The sequence below is a fragment of the uncultured Lamprocystis sp. genome (genome assembly GCF_903933125.1).
GTDB lineage: Bacteria > Pseudomonadota > Gammaproteobacteria > Chromatiales > Chromatiaceae > Thiodictyon.
In genome coordinates, this window is the sequence record NZ_CAIZIZ010000130.1 from 1 (window position 1) to 14759 (window position 14759).

A 14759-nucleotide genomic window follows, 5' to 3' on the forward strand; every position below is an offset into this window, starting at 1 on the left:
CGCCGCGATGGATGCCGCGGTCACCCCGAACGGTGGGGTTACGCGCCCGGCCCCATCGCGGCGGGACGCTGCTCCCACGGGGAACTTTCATCTTCCGGGGTGGCTTGATAGTCCTTTCATGGCCGTTCGCCGGTCGACATCGCATCTGGTCTCGACCTCCAGCGTGTGACGCCCGGGCGTCGGCCACCATGACCAAGGCCCCCGCTTCGGTCCCTGACGCAGGGCGTTCGTGTCGGCGCGCGCTTGCAACTTGAGGGCGCGCCGCGCCGATGACCTCACTCGCGCATATCTTCGGGCCGGGCGGACTGCTGGCACAGCGGTTGCCCGGTTTCACCCACCGGGCGCCCCAGCAGGCGATGGCCGAGACCATCGCCGCGGTCATGGAAGCGGGCGAGACACTGATCTGTGAGGCCGGCACCGGCACCGGCAAGACCTTCGCCTATCTGGTGCCGGTGCTCCAGTGCGGACGCAAGGTGCTGATCTCGACCGGCACCCGCAACCTCCAGGATCAGCTTTTTCATCGCGATCTGCCGCAGGTGCGTGACGTCCTGGGGCTGCCGGTGCGGGCGGCGCTGCTCAAGGGGCGCGCCAATTACCTCTGCCGTCACCGTCTCAAGCTCGCCGTCGATGACCCTACCCGGCGTGACCCGGATCTGCGCCGGCAATTGCGTCAGGTGCAGGACTGGTCCAAGGCCACCCACCGCGGCGACATCGCCGAACTGGCGCTCCCCGAGGACGCGCCGGTCTGGCCCGCGGTGACCTCCACCGGCGACAACTGCCTGGGTCAGACCTGCCCGGAATGGCAGGACTGTCACCTGGCGGCGGCCCGCCGCGAGGCCCAGGCCGCGGATTTGGTGGTGGTCAATCATCACCTGTTCTGCGCCGATCTCGCGCTCAAGGACGAGGGTTTCGGCGAAATCCTGCCGGGGGCGGATTGCTTCATCCTGGACGAGGCGCATCAACTCCCCGAGATCGCTGCCGGCTTCTTCGGCGTGCTGGTCAGTGGCCGACAACTGCTCGACCTGGTTCGTGATACCGATCTGGAATACCAGCGGGAGGCCGGCGATTGTCCGGAGTTGCTCGAGCTCACCGCGGGCCTGCGCCGGACCGCGCAAGACCTGCGCCTGGCGCTGGGTGACCACGACCGGCGCGGTCCCTGGCACGACCTGACTGCCGATGCGGAGGCGGTGCGCGCACTGGAGGCGCTGGCGCGGCGTCTGCACGCGCTGGCCGAGGGGTTGAAGTCGCTCGCCGGGCGAGGCAAGGGGCTGGATGCCTGCCTGGGACGGGCTACTGACCTGAGGACGCGGCTTGGGCTGCTGATGGCTGAATTGAGTGCCGATCAGGTGCGCTGGTTCGAGGTGCAGGGCCGCGGCTTTCGCTTACACCAGACTCCGCTGGACGTCGCCGCGGTCTTTCGCCAGCAGATCGGCCGCCATCAGGCCGCCTGGATTTTCACCTCGGCCACCCTGGCGGTCGGCGACAGCTTTGCGCATTTCTCCCGGCAACTCGGCATCGATCAGGCCCGTACCGCACGGTTGGAGAGCCCCTTCGACTATGCGAGTCAAGCCCTCTGGTTCGTGCCCCGCGGGCTGCCGGAGCCCGCCGATCCGGGCTACAACGCCGCGGTACTCGAGTTGGCGTGCGAGCTGGTCGGTTACACCCGGGGCCGGGCCTTCCTGCTGTTCACCAGCCATCGCGCCTTGCGTGAGGTGGCTGACGGACTCGCCGGCCGCATTCCCTATCCGCTCCTGATCCAGGGCAGCGCCCCGCGCGGCGAACTCCTGCGGCGGTTCCGTGAATTGGGCAATGCGGTGCTGCTCGGCACGGCGAGCTTCTGGGAAGGGGTGGACGTGCCCGGTCAGGCCCTGTCCTGCGTCATCATCGACCGTTTGCCGTTCGCCTCGCCCGGCGATCCGGTCCTGGCCGCGCGGATCGAGGCGCTGCGCCGCGGCGGCGGCAACCCCTTTGCGGAGCATCAGCTCCCGCAGGCGGTCATCGCACTCAAGCAGGGCGCGGGGCGTTTGATCCGGGGCAGCAGTGACCGGGGCGTTCTGGTCGTGTGCGATCCGCGCCTGCTGCGCAAGTCCTACGGACACACCTTTCTGGCCAGTCTGCCGCCGATGGCGCGCACGCGCGACATCGCCGAGGTCCGCGCCTTTTTTGCCGAGCCGGCGGCGCCTTGATATAGCGTTCGCACCTGATATCCAGACAGACTTTCGTGTAGGGGCGGGTTTGAAACCCGCCCCTACCTCCGGTAATCACGCCCGAAGGCTATATCCCCGTGGGAGCGGCGTCCCGCCGCGATGCGGTGCCGCGGTGACCGCGAACGCTGCGATAGTGCGCGAGGCCCCGTCGCGGCGGGACGCCGCTCTCACGGGTCGCTGCGCGACTTTCATTGTTTGATTTCTTTCTGACGCACCACTACAGCCAATACACCGTGCGGGTCATCAGCCGCGAGGTCAGCCGCATGGCGGCCCGGATCGGCGCCGGCAGTTCAGCCCCGCCCGCCGCCTTGGCCACCTGGGCGTGGTGAATCTCGTCCGTTTTCATCTGCTCCAGGATCGCGCGGGTCCGCTCATCGTACTCCGGGACCTGATCCAGGTGTTCATCCAGATGGTCTTCCACCTGGCGCTCGGTCTCGACCACGAATCCCAGGCTCCAGCGATCCCCGGCCAGCCCCGCCGCGGCACCGATGGCGAATGAACCGGCGTAGAAGAGCGGGTTCAGCAGGCTCTTGCGATCTCCCAGATCCGTGAGTCTGGACGCGCACCAGTCCAGGTGATCGTTCTCTTCCTGGGCCGAACGCTCCATCCGTTTGCGCGTCTCCGGCAGTCGCGCGGTCAGCGCCTGTCCCTGATACAGCGCCTGGGCGCAGACTTCACCGGTGTGGTTGATGCGCATCAGCCGTGCCACATGCCGACGCTCCTGCTCGCCGAGATCCGCGTCATCGAAGGGCGCCGCCGGATTCGGTCGTTCAGTGGTCCGCGGTTGGCCGAAGAGCGTCCGCAGGGCATTGTCGGCGCTCAGGATCAGGCGGTCGATCGGGGTGTAGTCGCGGGTCGTCATAAAGATCATCCGGCATTGATGCTGTGAACTGATCAACCAGTTTGGGTGGTCTGCGCGTCGGGTTCAATAGGCATCATCTGGCGCGCCAACAGCTCGACCGGATGGCAGACCTCGATCGCGCACCCGGCCTCCCGCATCCCCGCGATCAGATGCAGGGCGCAGCCGGGATTGGTCGTGACGATCAGGTCCGCTCCCGCCGCGACGCTCGCCGCGACGCTCGCCGCCACCTTGTCGGCCAGCAGTGACGCGGCCATCGCCGGCTGCTGGAGCAGGTAGGTACCGGCGGCACCGCAGCAGGTTTGGTTGTTCGGGAGCGGCTGGACCTCAAGCTCCGGAATGCGCTGCAGCAGCCGATAGACCGCGGCGTTGCCGCCCAGCAGGTTGCGATGAGAGCAGGGTTCGTGGACCAGAACCCGGCGCCGCAGCGGCAGGAACGCCAAGGTCTTCAGCGCCGGCAGTGGCGCGAGCCAGTCGCAGAGTTCCCGCGTGTCGCCGGTGCCCGCGGCCTCCCGCAACTCGGCGACGCAGGCGCTGGCCAGCCCCACCAGCGGCGGGTCCCCCGGCGTGCGGACACAGGCGTCGCGCCGCTGGTCCGCATCCACCGGCAGGCCGTTGTGACGGTGGATGGCGCCGCAGCAGGCGGGGGCGGTCGGGATGCGTACCGCGAGACCGAGCCGGCGCAGCAGGGCGCGGGTGGCGGCGATGGCGCGTCCCTGGGCCAGCCCGCCCATGCAGCCGACGAAGATCTCGAGGTCGGCCGCGCCGCCGTCGCCCGCGGTCACCGGCGCAGCCGCCGCCGGGATCGCCCGCGCCAAGCGGTGCAGCGGCCGCAGCGCACGCCAGTCGGCCAGCCCGGTCCGTTCGACCAGCCGCGCGAGTCCGTACTGCTGGTAGAACCGGGTCGCCCGCGCCAGGCGGTCGGTCAGGCGCGACCGCGTGAGCAGCCCGAGCCAGAGCCGCAACCACCCCCGGCGCAGCGGCGAGCCGGCGGCGACCCGCGCCGCCTTGGCGCCGTCGGCCAGCCGGCCATAGTCCACCAGTGACGGGCAGGCCGACTCGCAGGCGCGGCAGCCCAGGCAGCCATCCAGGTGACCGTTCAGGGTCGGGCTCAGCGCGAGCGCCCCGCCGGCCCAGCCCTGGATCAGCGAAATGCGCCCGCGGGGCGAATCCGCCTCGTTTCCCAGCTTGGCGAAGGTCGGGCAGACGGGCAGGCACTGACCGCACTTCACGCACTGATCGGCGAGGCCAAGAAGTTGGTCTGGAGTCACATCGAGTCCAATGGCAGGTCTGAAGCGTGCAGAGCAGAGGATGAGGATCGGCAGACATGGTACCCTTCCCGCGCGTCCGCTGCTGCATGAAGGACGCGCTCCGAACCGTCGTATCCCGTGGGGAGGTCCGCCATGTCCTACTACCGGCATCATGTCTTTGTCTGCACCAATCAGCGCGAGGACGGCCGCCAGTGCTGCGCCGAGTGCGGCTCACCGGCGCTGCGCGATCACCTGAAGCGCCGCACCAAGGAACTCGACATCACCGGACCGGGCGGCGTGCGGATTAACACCGCCGGCTGTCTCGACCGCTGCGCCGAGGGACCGGTGCTGGTCGTCTACCCGGAGGCCGTCTGGTACACCTATGTGGACCAGGAGGATCTGGAAGAAATCCTGACCGAGCATCTGGTCAACGGGCGCATCGTCGAGCGGCTGCGCTTGCCTGGCTGAATCCGCGCCCTGACAGCAATTCCAAATTTGGGCGGCATCGCGCGGCCCCTGGTGGATGCGGCGCGCGCGACCGACGTGCCGGGTTCCTGACATCGAACAGCGCGCCTTATCCACCCTACAGCCGAGCCGGTTTTGTAGGGTGGATAAGCGCAGCGCATCCACCATCAGCCTTGCGGCCGGCACGTTGTTGGTGGCGGCCACCCAAATTCGGAACTGCTGTCGCCCATAATCCGGGGTTGCGCACCCCCATTCAGTCCCGTATAGTTGGCGGTCTTTCACGCTTCGGCTCAAAGAATTCACGCCTGCGATGACTGCCGGGATTAACGCCGGGTTGTCGCGGGAGCGCGGTACGGGGAATATCGGATCATGATGACGACTGTGAGCACCAAACCGGCAGAGGTACGCCGTGCCTGGTACCTGGTGGACGCTGAGGGCAAGACGCTTGGCCGTCTGGCCAGTGAAGTGGCATTGCGGCTGCGCGGCAAGCACAAGCCCCAATACACGCCCCATGTGGATACCGGTGACTTCATCGTCATCGTCAATGCTGGTAAGGTTCGCGTCACGGGCAATAAGCTCGAGGACAAGATGTACTACCGCCATACCGGCTACGTGGGTCATCTGAAGTCGACCAACCTGGGCACGATGCTGGAGCAGGCGCCTGAGCGTGCCATCCAGATCGCCGTCAAGGGCATGCTGCCCCGCGGCCCGCTGGGCCGTGCCATGTTCCGGAAGTTGCGTGTCTATGCCGGGGCCGAACACGGTCACCAGGCCCAACAGCCGCAGATCCTTGAACTCGATTGCTAGCTATCACAAAGGTTTAGGAACAGGACCATGTCGGAGACTCAATACGCCACCGGACGCCGCAAGACTTCTGCAGCGCGGGTATTCTTGACCACGGGTTCGGGCCAGATCTCGGTCAACGGCCGCCCGCTCGACCAATTCTTCGGTCGCGAGACCGCCCGGATGGTCGTGCGTCAGCCCCTGGATGCCGCTGGTCTGCTCGAGCGCGTGGACGTCAACGCCACGGTCGTCGGCGGCGGCAACACCGGACAAGCCGGCGCCATCCGGCACGGCATTGCCCGCGCCCTGGTGCTCTATAATGAAGAACTGCGTTCGCCCATGCGCCGCGCCGGGTTCCTGACCCGCGACGCCCGTGAAGTCGAGCGTAAGAAAGTCGGTCTGCACAAGGCGCGCAAGCGTCCGCAGTACTCCAAGCGCTAACCCGCTTGGGTGGCACGTGGGCGGGGTTGTGCGGCCCCGTTCACGCGTTGCTGTCACTCGCCAGTTTTCAATTGGGGGATCGTCCAGCGGCAGGACTACGGACTCTGACTCCGTCAACCTAGGTTCGAATCCTAGTCCCCCAGCCAACAAAGACAAGGGCTTAGCCGCGAGGCTAGGCCCTTTTCGTTTGGGCTCCGGGCGAATACCGGGCCGAGGCACGTCCCGACGGAACCAGTTATGTCCGGTTCCGGGCGCATCGGCGGGGACAATCCGGTCCTGTGTCCGCGGCGGATCACCACGCCCCGACCGGCGGCGGGCGGCGCCGGCATGACTCCCGCTAGCTTTGTGTGCCCGCGAGTATCAAAAACATGATATCGGTCCGAGCCCATCGACCCGCACGGGACGGGCAGGGCGGCGACCGCCGGGAGACTCCGGGCGGCGGGTCGGAACGGCACCGTTCGGGGCCAAGGCCGCGGACGATGGTCAGGGGCACGGCGGCCGTGGACGAGTACAGGCCGGACCGTTCAGACGCTCCAGCGAGCCGACAGGACGGTTCTCTACACGATCGGCATTCTGGGCGGTGCCGTGCGCCACAGCAAATCGATTTCCTCGTCCGTCAGGCCGTAAGCCTGGATGACCAGGTCCGAGAGCCGACCCTCCAGGGCGCGGACCTGAGCAGCACGCACCCGCTCGGGCTCGGTGTAGTGCTGGTGGGTCTCGGTCAGTTCGGTGATGGTCTTCGGGCTCAGGCGCGGGGTGCCCTTGGGCCGGCGCTTGCGGACCTCGGCCACGAAGTCGTCTCCCGTCAGGTCCGCGAACGCCTCCAACCGTTGGCCGGGCTGAGCGACGGCCAGTTCCAGACGCAGCCAGTTGAGCAGCTCGCGGCTTTGGTCCTGAGACTGCTGGGCCAGGGCGAGCAAGGCCGCGACACCATCCTCGGTTTCGGTCCTGATCTCCGGTGTCGGGTCGGCGATGGGCAGGGTTGTTGTGAACGAGTTGAACAAACGCAGAGCCTCATCTTTTCCGTGCTGGGCATTCCGCCACATGTAAGCCCACAGCAGCGGTGAGTTCATCGCCGCAAGGGCAAACAGGTCTGTGGTCGGCCAGAAATAGCAGGTGTTGACGAAGTAGAGCGGGGTATCCGAATAGGCGAACTGGGGCCGCCACGCGATATCGGTGTGGACTATCTTGGGGACGTCGAATGCCGTGTAGTAATCGCAGGACCTCAGCTCCCACCAATGCCGGCCCTGATCCTGTCGAACCATAAGCCGCTCTCGCAACGGCATCAGATGCGCGAACAGGCTCGGATAGGTTCGGGCGAACACCATCTCGGGGTCGTCGGCCGATCCGCTCCAAGGCCAGGCATGGTTGCCACTGGACTTAAGCACAATCATCCAGAGCCCCTGCCAGTCCGGCACCCACCGCTTGATGTCCTGCCCGCGCAGGTAGGGCTTGATGATCCCGGCACAGCCCGGATCATCGCGAATCAGGGCCGCGCGGGTGGCGTCGTCGATCAGGAACGCCTCGTTCAGCCCGGTCTTGATCCCGTAGAGGGGCTTCGCTCCGACGAACTCCGCGAGCGGAACCCCGCGCTGCCGCATCTTCCCCATTAGCCCATCCAGTTCCGGCGGCTCCAGGCTCCAGGGCGCGGCGCCGTAGCGGCTCCAGGGTACCGGGTAACCATGCTCATGGACGTAGTTGTCCAGCGACAACTCGGTGGAGCGGTCGCGCGGGACCGGGCATACCTGGACCAGGGGCGGCTTGTCGGGGGTAGCCGGCGTTGCGGGACGCGGGTGGGCAACGATGATGCACGGAAAGGTGTCGGCGTCCTCGAAGATCGGGGCGTGCCCGAAGTCCACGACCTCCTCGATCTCGGCGCGCTCGGTGAAGAACCGGCGCAGCGGTTCGCCGTAGCCGGCTCGCAGCCACTTGTTGGTAACGATGTAACTCAGCTTGCCCGCGGGGGCGAGCAATTCCAGGCCGCGCTCGTAGAAGTAAACATAGAGGTCGGCGACCCCGTTGTAGCTGGCATAACGCTGGGCCAGGTAGGGCTTGAAGGGTCCCAGCCGCTCCTGCCGGACGTAAGGGGGATTGCCCACCACCACATCGAAGCCACCGCGGGCGAACACGCCGGGGAAGGCCACTCGCCAATCGAAGTCACGGGCGTCCACGGGCAGACTGGCGAAGGCATCGACCAGCGCCCGAGGGGCCTGCGGACCCGGCGGCTCCACCAGCGAATTCCCGCAGCGGATGGTGCCGTCCAGGTTGTTCAATGGCGTATCGCGCCGCGCCGTCTTCAGCCAGAGGCTCAGCTTGGTGATCTCGACCGACTCCTGGTTCAGGTCGACGCCGAACAGGTTCTCCTGAAGGATTTGGCGATCCAGGTCGAAGAGCCCGTGTTGCCCCGTCAACTCCGCAATGGCGCGGTTGCCCCGTTCGTACTCGCCCCTCAGGTAGTCGAAGGCCGCGACCAGAAAGGCACCCGACCCGCAGGCCGGGTCCAGAACCTTGATCTGGCGCAGCACCTCCAGATAGTCGTACCAGACCTTCAGGCGGGTCTCCTTGGCGAGCGGCCCAGGTTTGCCGGTGCGATGGCGGGCCTCGGTTTCGGCATAGCGCGCTTCCAGCCAGCCGCCGATGGTACGGGCCACGATGAAGCGGGTAATCCGATCCGGGGTGTAGAAGATGCCGTCGCGCTTGCGCCGCGAGCGGTCCTTGTCGGCAACCTCACCGCGAATTTCGGCGCGGATCGCCTCCAGATCGGTGATGGACTGCTCGAAGATGTGGCCCAGGATGTTGACGTTGAGGTCGGACGCGAAGTCATAGTCCGCAAGGCTGCGCACGCCGTCCAGGCTCGCGTCGGTCACGACCAGGGCGTCGAGGGCCGGGTCTTTGGCGAACAGGCCGCCGTTGTAACCATTAATCTGCATCGGCGGGTACCCCGTGTCCACCGCGGCGAACAGCCCGCAGAGCTGTTGCCAGCGCGACACCTGGACGAACCCTTCCGTCTTTGCCGTGAGGGCCGTGGTCAGCACATTCGCCGGCAGCAGGCGGGTGTCTTCGCAGAAGCAGATAAACAGGCAGCGGTCCAGGAGCTTTTGCGCCAGCTCCAAGAGGCGGACCTCGTGGACCTCCTTGGGCTCGGCGCTCAACGGCGGATTGTTGGCCCGGAGCTGATAGAACAGGTCCAGGCGCAGGTCCCGATAGAAGACATAGAACGCCTTGGTGATGCGCTCCTGCTCGACATGCGTGTGGTCCGCCAGACGCTCAACGGGACTGTGGACCGTGGGATCAGGTCCCAACAGCGTGTCACGGTGGAGCAAGAACACAAAGGCGGCGAGGCGATCCGGGTCCACCAAGTCCGCCAACGCGAAGCGCTGACAGTAGCCCTGACCGCGGTCGGTGCGGTACAGCCGGACCTCGATGAAGTTGCTCAGGATGACCCAGCGGCAGCCATCGACCTTGTTCGCGTAGCCGAAGGCTTGCTCGACCGGGGTGAGCTTGCCGTAGTTCACCCCTTGCTTGGCGTCCAGGTCGGCGCCGGGCGCCTTGAGTTCGATAACGCCTCGTGTGCTATCCGCGGTTGCACCGAACCAGCCGAGGCGGGCGTCGGGAGGGCGATAGCCCTTCACGGACGTGGAACTGGTCTCGGGCTCCATGTGGTGGGTGCCATCGGCGCCGACGATCTGGCGGTAGCCGAGCAGCCGGTCGAAGACCTCGCTCAGAAATTGCCCCTGGAGGGGCTTCTCCTTCTGGCCCACCAGGGCGCCACTGGCCGCGCTGGCGGCCCAGCTTGCGGCGATCCGACGTTGCTCATCATCAAGCGCCTTGGGGATCTCGCGGAGGGCATCGTCAAGCAGGCGCGCGTTAAACAGCGGCTTCAGGTGGTCGGTGGCGGACATACAGGCGTCGGTCCTTGGTCTTACGATGGCAGTGCCGCGATGATCCTCCTTTGGGGGCGGATTCGGTAGCCCATCGACGGGTCTAGAGCCCGCAACATGCTATTTCGCTCGCGGGTGTGGACCGGGACACGGATAGCCCATCGGCTTGCTGCTATAACCCTACCCAGGCTGTCGTCGGACGGTCGGACGCGTGGGTCAAGGCGCACCAAGCCGCTCGGATGACTCGCCGACATTCACCACCGGGGCGGCTGCGACGGCGCATCTGCCAGGCACGCACAACACGGGAAGGAGTCGAACCATGAGCAAGCCCACCGCCCTATCCATTGCCTGGGCCGGACTGCTGCTAGCCGCCCTGGTCTGGGCGCCCGGTCAGACAGCCGCCGCCGACCACCATGACGCGGAATCCTCCGGCCGGGGCCGTGACTGTCGTGCCGCAGGTGCCGCGGTGATCGACGATCGCGACCCCGGGGTCTTGTTTCACGGTCCCGCCAGACGGCCGCTGCGACCCGAAGAGGCCGATCGCATTATCGCGGAGGTCAGTGGGATCATCGCGCGCTCGCCCTCCGCCCCGCCGTCCAGGCTGCTTGGGACCAGGCTGCCGAAGTCGGTGGATCTGCGCGACGAACTCCCCCCGGTCGCCATACAGGGGGATACGTGGTCGCAATTGTGTGCCACCTTTGCCACGGGCTACTATCAGGCGACCCAGTTGCTGAAGCATTTCAGACATCCCGCCTGGGACTTGAGCAACCCGGAGCACCAGGTCAGCGTCGCGTTTCTCGCCACTCAGAGTGGATCAGGCGAAGCTGAAAGCGTCTATCGGGTGCTGCGGGAAAAAGGCGCTGTCGACACCGCCGAGATGCCATTCGACTCGCTAGAGACCTATACCAACCGCCCGACTCCTGACCAGTTGGAAGCGGCCAAGCCCTATCGGATCGGTCTCTCCGCCGCGCTGTGGGATCACGGGACGAAGACCGTCAACGACCCGTATGATAATCCAATCGAGAACGCCAAGGCTTGGCTGGCGGACGGATTCGTGCTGAGTTGCGGCATCGACCCCGGCGAACGGTTCGGTTTCCCGGGCGACTGTACCCCACCAACCGTCTTTTTCGACCCCCCCACGCAATCAGGTTTCAGCCCCGGACACGCGGTGGCCCTGGTTGGCTACCACGACCACATCCATCCCGCCGGGCAAGGGGTGGAGCATCAGGGCGGCTTCCTGATGGTGAACTCGCATGGACCGCGATGGAACGGCAGCATGCACGGCTATGTGTGGCTGAGCTACGCCTATGTGCGCCGCTACGTCGGCGCCTGCTCGATCATGGTGCCGGGTGGGGCCGCGAACCCGGAGGTCACCGGATATACCCAGGGCAACCAAGAAGGCCAGCCGACGGTGATCATCACGGGGACGAACTTCGGTAGCCTGCGGCGCTTGGCCGGGGTGGAATTCAATGGCGTGGCCGCCGGAACGGTCTGGCGCTTCACCAACGACACCATCGAGGTGACACCGCAGCCGGGCGTCAAGGCTGGTCCGCTGGTCGTCTACAACTGGGAAGGTACCCGCAGCAAGCCCATACGCTACACACCCCCCACCGCCACCGCCAAGTGACGGCCGCGGCGGCGCGTCCAGACCGGGCGTCCGGTCAGGCACGTCTGCCGGGCACACCACGCCAAGGAGTCCATCTATGAAAGCCCCCGCCGTCCTGTCCACCGCCCTGTTCCTGGCCGCCCTGGCCTTGCCACCCGGTCAGCCCGCCGCGGCCGGCACCCAGGTCGGGTACCCGAACGGACGCGACCCGAGTGCCGGCGCCGCCGCGGTGATCGACGATCTAGGTCCCGATCTCTGGTCCCGGGGACCCACCAGCCGGCCGCTGTCGCCGCAGGAGGCCCAAAGGATACTGGACGAAGTCACGCGGATCATCGACCGCTCGCCCTACGCCCCCCCCTCCAGGCGGCTCGGGACCCGGCTGCCGAAGGCGGTGGACCTGCGCGGTGAGTTGCCTCCCGTCGCCGACCGGGGTGACTTGGGCGTGTCAACCTCCGTCATCTTTGCCACCGCCTACTACCAGCTGTCGCAGTCGCTGAAACATTTCAGACACCCCGCGTGGAACCTGAACAACCCGGAGCATCAGGGCAGCGTCGCCTTTGTCCGCGCGATGCAAATGGCCGGCGGCCCCGACGATGTCTATCAGATCCTCCAGAACGATGGCACGGTCGACCGGGCCGAGATGCCCTACAACCCGCTCGGACCGGTCGTCGAACCGACTGCCAACCAGCTTGAAATGGCGCTGCCCTATCGCATCAGCCGCCACGCGGCCCTGTGGGATAACGGCGATGCCATCCCTACCAGGCCGTATGACAACCCGACCGAGAACGCCAAGGCTTGGTTGGCGGACGGATTCGTATTGAGTTGTCGGCTCGACCCCCGCAGCCACCCCGGTTTCCCGGGCGACACCAACCCTCCGGCCCGCTACTTCGACCCCGCCACGCAACCGGGCATCGATCCAAGCGTCGGGGTCGCACTCGTCGGCTACAACGACCAGATCAACCCCACCGGACGCGGGGCGGAACATCGGGGCGGTTTCCTGATGGTGAACTCACGCGGGCCGCGATGGAATGGCGCCATGCACGGGTATCTCTGGCTGAGCTACGCCTATGTGCGCCGGTACGTCCGCGACTGTTCGATCATGGTCCCCGGCGGAGCCGATACCCCCGTCGTTACGGGATACACCTATAGCGAAATCGAAAAGGGCGGGAGCCGCTATTCAACGATCCTCATCACCGGGAGGAACTTCGGCTACTATCGGCGGGCTGCCGAAGTGGCAGTCAACGGTGTGGCAACCACCCTGGTGTTTAGGTTCACCAACGAAGCCATTGAGGTGATAGTTCAGTCGTGCATCAAGGCCGGCCCGCTGGTCGTCTACAACTGGGAAGGGACACCCAGCAACGCAGTGTGGTACGTACCGCTACCGCTCCCCCCCACAAGCATCAGCGAATGACGGTCACGGCGGCGCACCCAGACCGGGGGCCAGCCGCCGCGATCCCTGACTAGTCGGACCAGCATACTGACGCCTGCGGGGTGACCGACTCGGCCCCGCCAGGCGATCATGCATCCGCGCGGATCGGACCGGCACCTGAGGCGGCCAACCCCTCCCGTCCGCAACAGGGGATTGCCTCCACCCGACGAGCCCCCGATCATGTCCGAGTCCATCGCCCTTCCGAACACCGCGCCTGCTCCGATCAGACTCGACTGGTGCAACCGCGCGGCGGCCCTGCCCGGCAAGACCCTGCACCTCGCCATGGCCCTGTTTTGGCTGGGGGCCGAGTGCCGGGAGGCCAGCGTGATCCTGACCCGGCGGACCCTGAGGGCCTGGGGCATCAGCCGGGACGCCCGCTACGATGCCCTCCGCCGGCTGAGGGGCGCCGCGCTGATCCGGTCCTGGCAGGCCCCGGGCCGGGCGCCCCTGGTCGTGACGATGATCGCCGTTTTGGCGGTGGCGCCGTCGCGCTGGCCTCGGCCCGGCGGGAGACCGGGAGGCTGGCGCCGCTGATCCATATACTCGATGGTTTCCGCGCGGGCATGCGCCTGCGCCACTTCCCGCGTCAAGCCACCCACGTACTCCATGATCGCGGCGCGCTCCTCGAACCAGTCGCGGGCATCCTCGTCGATCGGATGGCCCAGCAGTCGGACCAGGACCTGGCGGCAGAGACGCAGTTGAAGCAGCGTGGGGACTCCTCTCGGGTGGGTGGTGAGGTGCAGGCGCAAGAGATACGAGCTATAGACGATGCCGTCGAATCCGAGGCGGACGACGGCTCGCTCCAATGCCTCGAAGCATTGATCTATGCCAGCGGCGGCACAGAGCTCACTGACGTAATCGACTATCGGTTGCATACGTTTGATTCGTTACGTCGCGACTGGCAAATAGGGGGAGATGCCGCTCAATTGTCGAGCACAAACTCGAAAGTGTCCACGGCAAGGTTGGGCAGCCCTTGAGCCGGCGTCAACAACCGGTCTGTTCGGCGTAGGGCAGGTATTGCTCTTCGGCGAACGCCTTGAAGGTCGGGATGGCGGCGACCTTCTGCTTCTCCGCCTGCGGGTCGATGCACCGGCCTTGATCGTAGTCCCGGCCGGCGGCGTGCGTAGTCAGGGCTTCCAGCCCTGACGGTGTCAGGCCAGGATGGCCTGACTACGCACCCGGCGAGCCCAAGTGGCCGGAAGCTTGACCGAGGCCGATGCACCGGTCGATCTGGCCCTTTAGCTCGTAGGCCCGCTGCCGGGCCGCGATCAAGGACGTCGTGGGGAACTCGCCAAGTTTAATGGCACGCCGATGCTGGCGGAAGGTGTATCTCAGGTACCAGAATTTCCGCCCCGCACGGCTGACGAGCATCTTGAGTCCGGGGCACTCGGTGTCGGAGTATGCTCCGGAACTGGCGGCGCGGGTGCTGTGCGTCGGCTGGGCCGAGCCACATCCCGACGGAGCCAGCCTAAGGACCGCTTGAGCCAGTGCGGGGGCCGCTGGCGCGGCGGCGGGGCCGGATAGGGCCGGCTGGAGAAGGCTGGAGCCAGGGGAAATCGGCCAGGTTCGAAGGCTCCGACTCCGTCAACCTAGGTTCGAATCCTAGTCCACCTGCCAACAAAGACGATGGCTTAGCCGCGAGGCTAGCAGCCTGTCGGACTTAGCCTCTAGGATAAGGGCATGAGTCAACAAAAAGGCTTTTTGTTGCTCCGCAATCTAACTTAAGGTGATTTCCGCGAAAAATCCAACCCGTAGGAGCCCGCTTGCGGGCGACGGGTGGGGGCACAATGACGCGATTCCGGCAGGTCACGTCGCCCGCAAGCGGGCTCCTACGGGGC

General features: G+C 66.4%; 11 protein-coding genes and 1 tRNA gene. 7 read left to right on the forward strand and 5 right to left on the reverse strand.

The window, feature by feature from the left end; genetic code table 11:
• Nucleotides 1-269 precede the first annotated feature (269 nt).
• Nucleotides 270-2186: an ATP-dependent DNA helicase gene (locus tag QZY03_RS06200; protein WP_295579147.1), complete on the forward strand. Its 1917-nt coding sequence runs from the start codon at nt 270-272 to the stop codon at nt 2184-2186.
• Between the two features lie 238 nt (nt 2187-2424).
• Here the strand turns inward: QZY03_RS06200 and coq7 are convergent, their stop codons facing one another.
• Together coq7 and QZY03_RS06210 are read right to left on the reverse strand one after the other, a co-directional pair.
• The gene (coq7, locus tag QZY03_RS06205; protein ID WP_295579149.1) at nt 2425-3069 is read right to left on the reverse strand and encodes a 2-polyprenyl-3-methyl-6-methoxy-1,4-benzoquinone monooxygenase; all 645 of its coding nucleotides are present in this window, start codon (nt 3067-3069) and stop codon (nt 2425-2427) included.
• A 32-nt stretch (nt 3070-3101) separates the two neighbouring features.
• On the reverse strand, nt 3102-4337 hold the full coding sequence (locus QZY03_RS06210) for a (Fe-S)-binding protein (protein ID WP_295579151.1): 1236 nt from the start codon (nt 4335-4337) through the stop codon (nt 3102-3104).
• Nucleotides 4338-4469: 132 nt separating this feature from the next.
• Here QZY03_RS06210 and QZY03_RS06215 point away from each other — a divergent pair, with 132 nt between their 5' ends.
• From QZY03_RS06215 to QZY03_RS06230, 4 genes are all read left to right on the forward strand, one after another.
• Entirely contained in the window at nt 4470-4784 is a 315-nt protein-coding gene (locus QZY03_RS06215; RefSeq protein ID WP_295579153.1) for a (2Fe-2S) ferredoxin domain-containing protein, read from the forward strand.
• Between the two features lie 369 nt (nt 4785-5153).
• Complete coding sequence (rplM, locus tag QZY03_RS06220; protein ID WP_295579164.1) at nt 5154-5588, forward strand: 50S ribosomal protein L13; 435 nt, start codon at nt 5154-5156, stop codon at nt 5586-5588.
• A gap of 27 nt (nt 5589-5615) precedes the next feature.
• Nucleotides 5616-6005, forward strand: coding sequence for a 30S ribosomal protein S9 (gene rpsI, locus QZY03_RS06225; RefSeq protein ID WP_020506125.1), 390 nt, complete (start codon nt 5616-5618; stop codon nt 6003-6005).
• A 72-nt stretch (nt 6006-6077) separates the two neighbouring features.
• Nucleotides 6078-6151 (forward strand) — tRNA-Gln (locus tag QZY03_RS06230).
• Nucleotides 6152-6562: 411 nt separating this feature from the next.
• Here the strand turns inward: QZY03_RS06230 and QZY03_RS06235 are convergent.
• On the reverse strand, nt 6563-9907 hold the full coding sequence (locus QZY03_RS06235) for a DNA methyltransferase (protein WP_295579156.1): 3345 nt from the start codon (nt 9905-9907) through the stop codon (nt 6563-6565).
• Nucleotides 9908-10205: 298 nt separating this feature from the next.
• On the opposite strand from QZY03_RS06235, the gene QZY03_RS06240 reads away from it, so the two are divergent.
• On the forward strand, nt 10206-11513 hold the full coding sequence (locus QZY03_RS06240; RefSeq protein ID WP_295579158.1) for a C1 family peptidase: 1308 nt from the start codon (nt 10206-10208) through the stop codon (nt 11511-11513).
• A 76-nt stretch (nt 11514-11589) separates the two neighbouring features.
• Nucleotides 11590-12903: a hypothetical protein gene (locus QZY03_RS06245; RefSeq protein ID WP_295579160.1), complete on the forward strand. Its 1314-nt coding sequence runs from the start codon at nt 11590-11592 to the stop codon at nt 12901-12903.
• Between the two features lie 395 nt (nt 12904-13298).
• Here QZY03_RS06245 and QZY03_RS06250 read toward each other — a convergent pair whose 3' ends face one another.
• Entirely contained in the window at nt 13299-13796 is a 498-nt protein-coding gene (locus tag QZY03_RS06250) for a hypothetical protein (RefSeq protein ID WP_295579162.1), read from the reverse strand.
• Nucleotides 13797-14091: 295 nt separating this feature from the next.
• Nucleotides 14092-14478, reverse strand: a complete 387-nt coding sequence (locus tag QZY03_RS32010) for an Arm DNA-binding domain-containing protein (protein WP_366935542.1) — start codon at nt 14476-14478, stop codon at nt 14092-14094.
• Nucleotides 14479-14759 lie beyond the last annotated feature (281 nt).

Bases quoted from the DNA above. Each gene is read 5' to 3' on its own strand.
- coq7 (WP_295579149.1), bottom strand. From the start codon at position 3,069: ATGACGACCCGCGACTACACCCCGATCGACCGCCTGATCCTGAGCGCC.
- QZY03_RS06240 (WP_295579158.1), top strand. From the start codon at position 10,206: ATGAGCAAGCCCACCGCCCTATCCATTGCCTGGGCCGGACTGCTGCTA.
- QZY03_RS06250 (WP_295579162.1), bottom strand. From the start codon at position 13,796: ATGCAACCGATAGTCGATTACGTCAGTGAGCTCTGTGCCGCCGCTGGC.
- QZY03_RS06215 (WP_295579153.1), top strand. From the start codon at position 4,470: ATGTCCTACTACCGGCATCATGTCTTTGTCTGCACCAATCAGCGCGAG.
- rplM (WP_295579164.1), top strand. From the start codon at position 5,154: ATGACGACTGTGAGCACCAAACCGGCAGAGGTACGCCGTGCCTGGTAC.
- QZY03_RS06235 (WP_295579156.1), bottom strand. From the start codon at position 9,907: ATGTCCGCCACCGACCACCTGAAGCCGCTGTTTAACGCGCGCCTGCTT.
- rpsI (WP_020506125.1), top strand. From the start codon at position 5,616: ATGTCGGAGACTCAATACGCCACCGGACGCCGCAAGACTTCTGCAGCG.
- QZY03_RS06245 (WP_295579160.1), top strand. From the start codon at position 11,590: ATGAAAGCCCCCGCCGTCCTGTCCACCGCCCTGTTCCTGGCCGCCCTG.
- QZY03_RS06200 (WP_295579147.1), top strand. From the start codon at position 270: ATGACCTCACTCGCGCATATCTTCGGGCCGGGCGGACTGCTGGCACAG.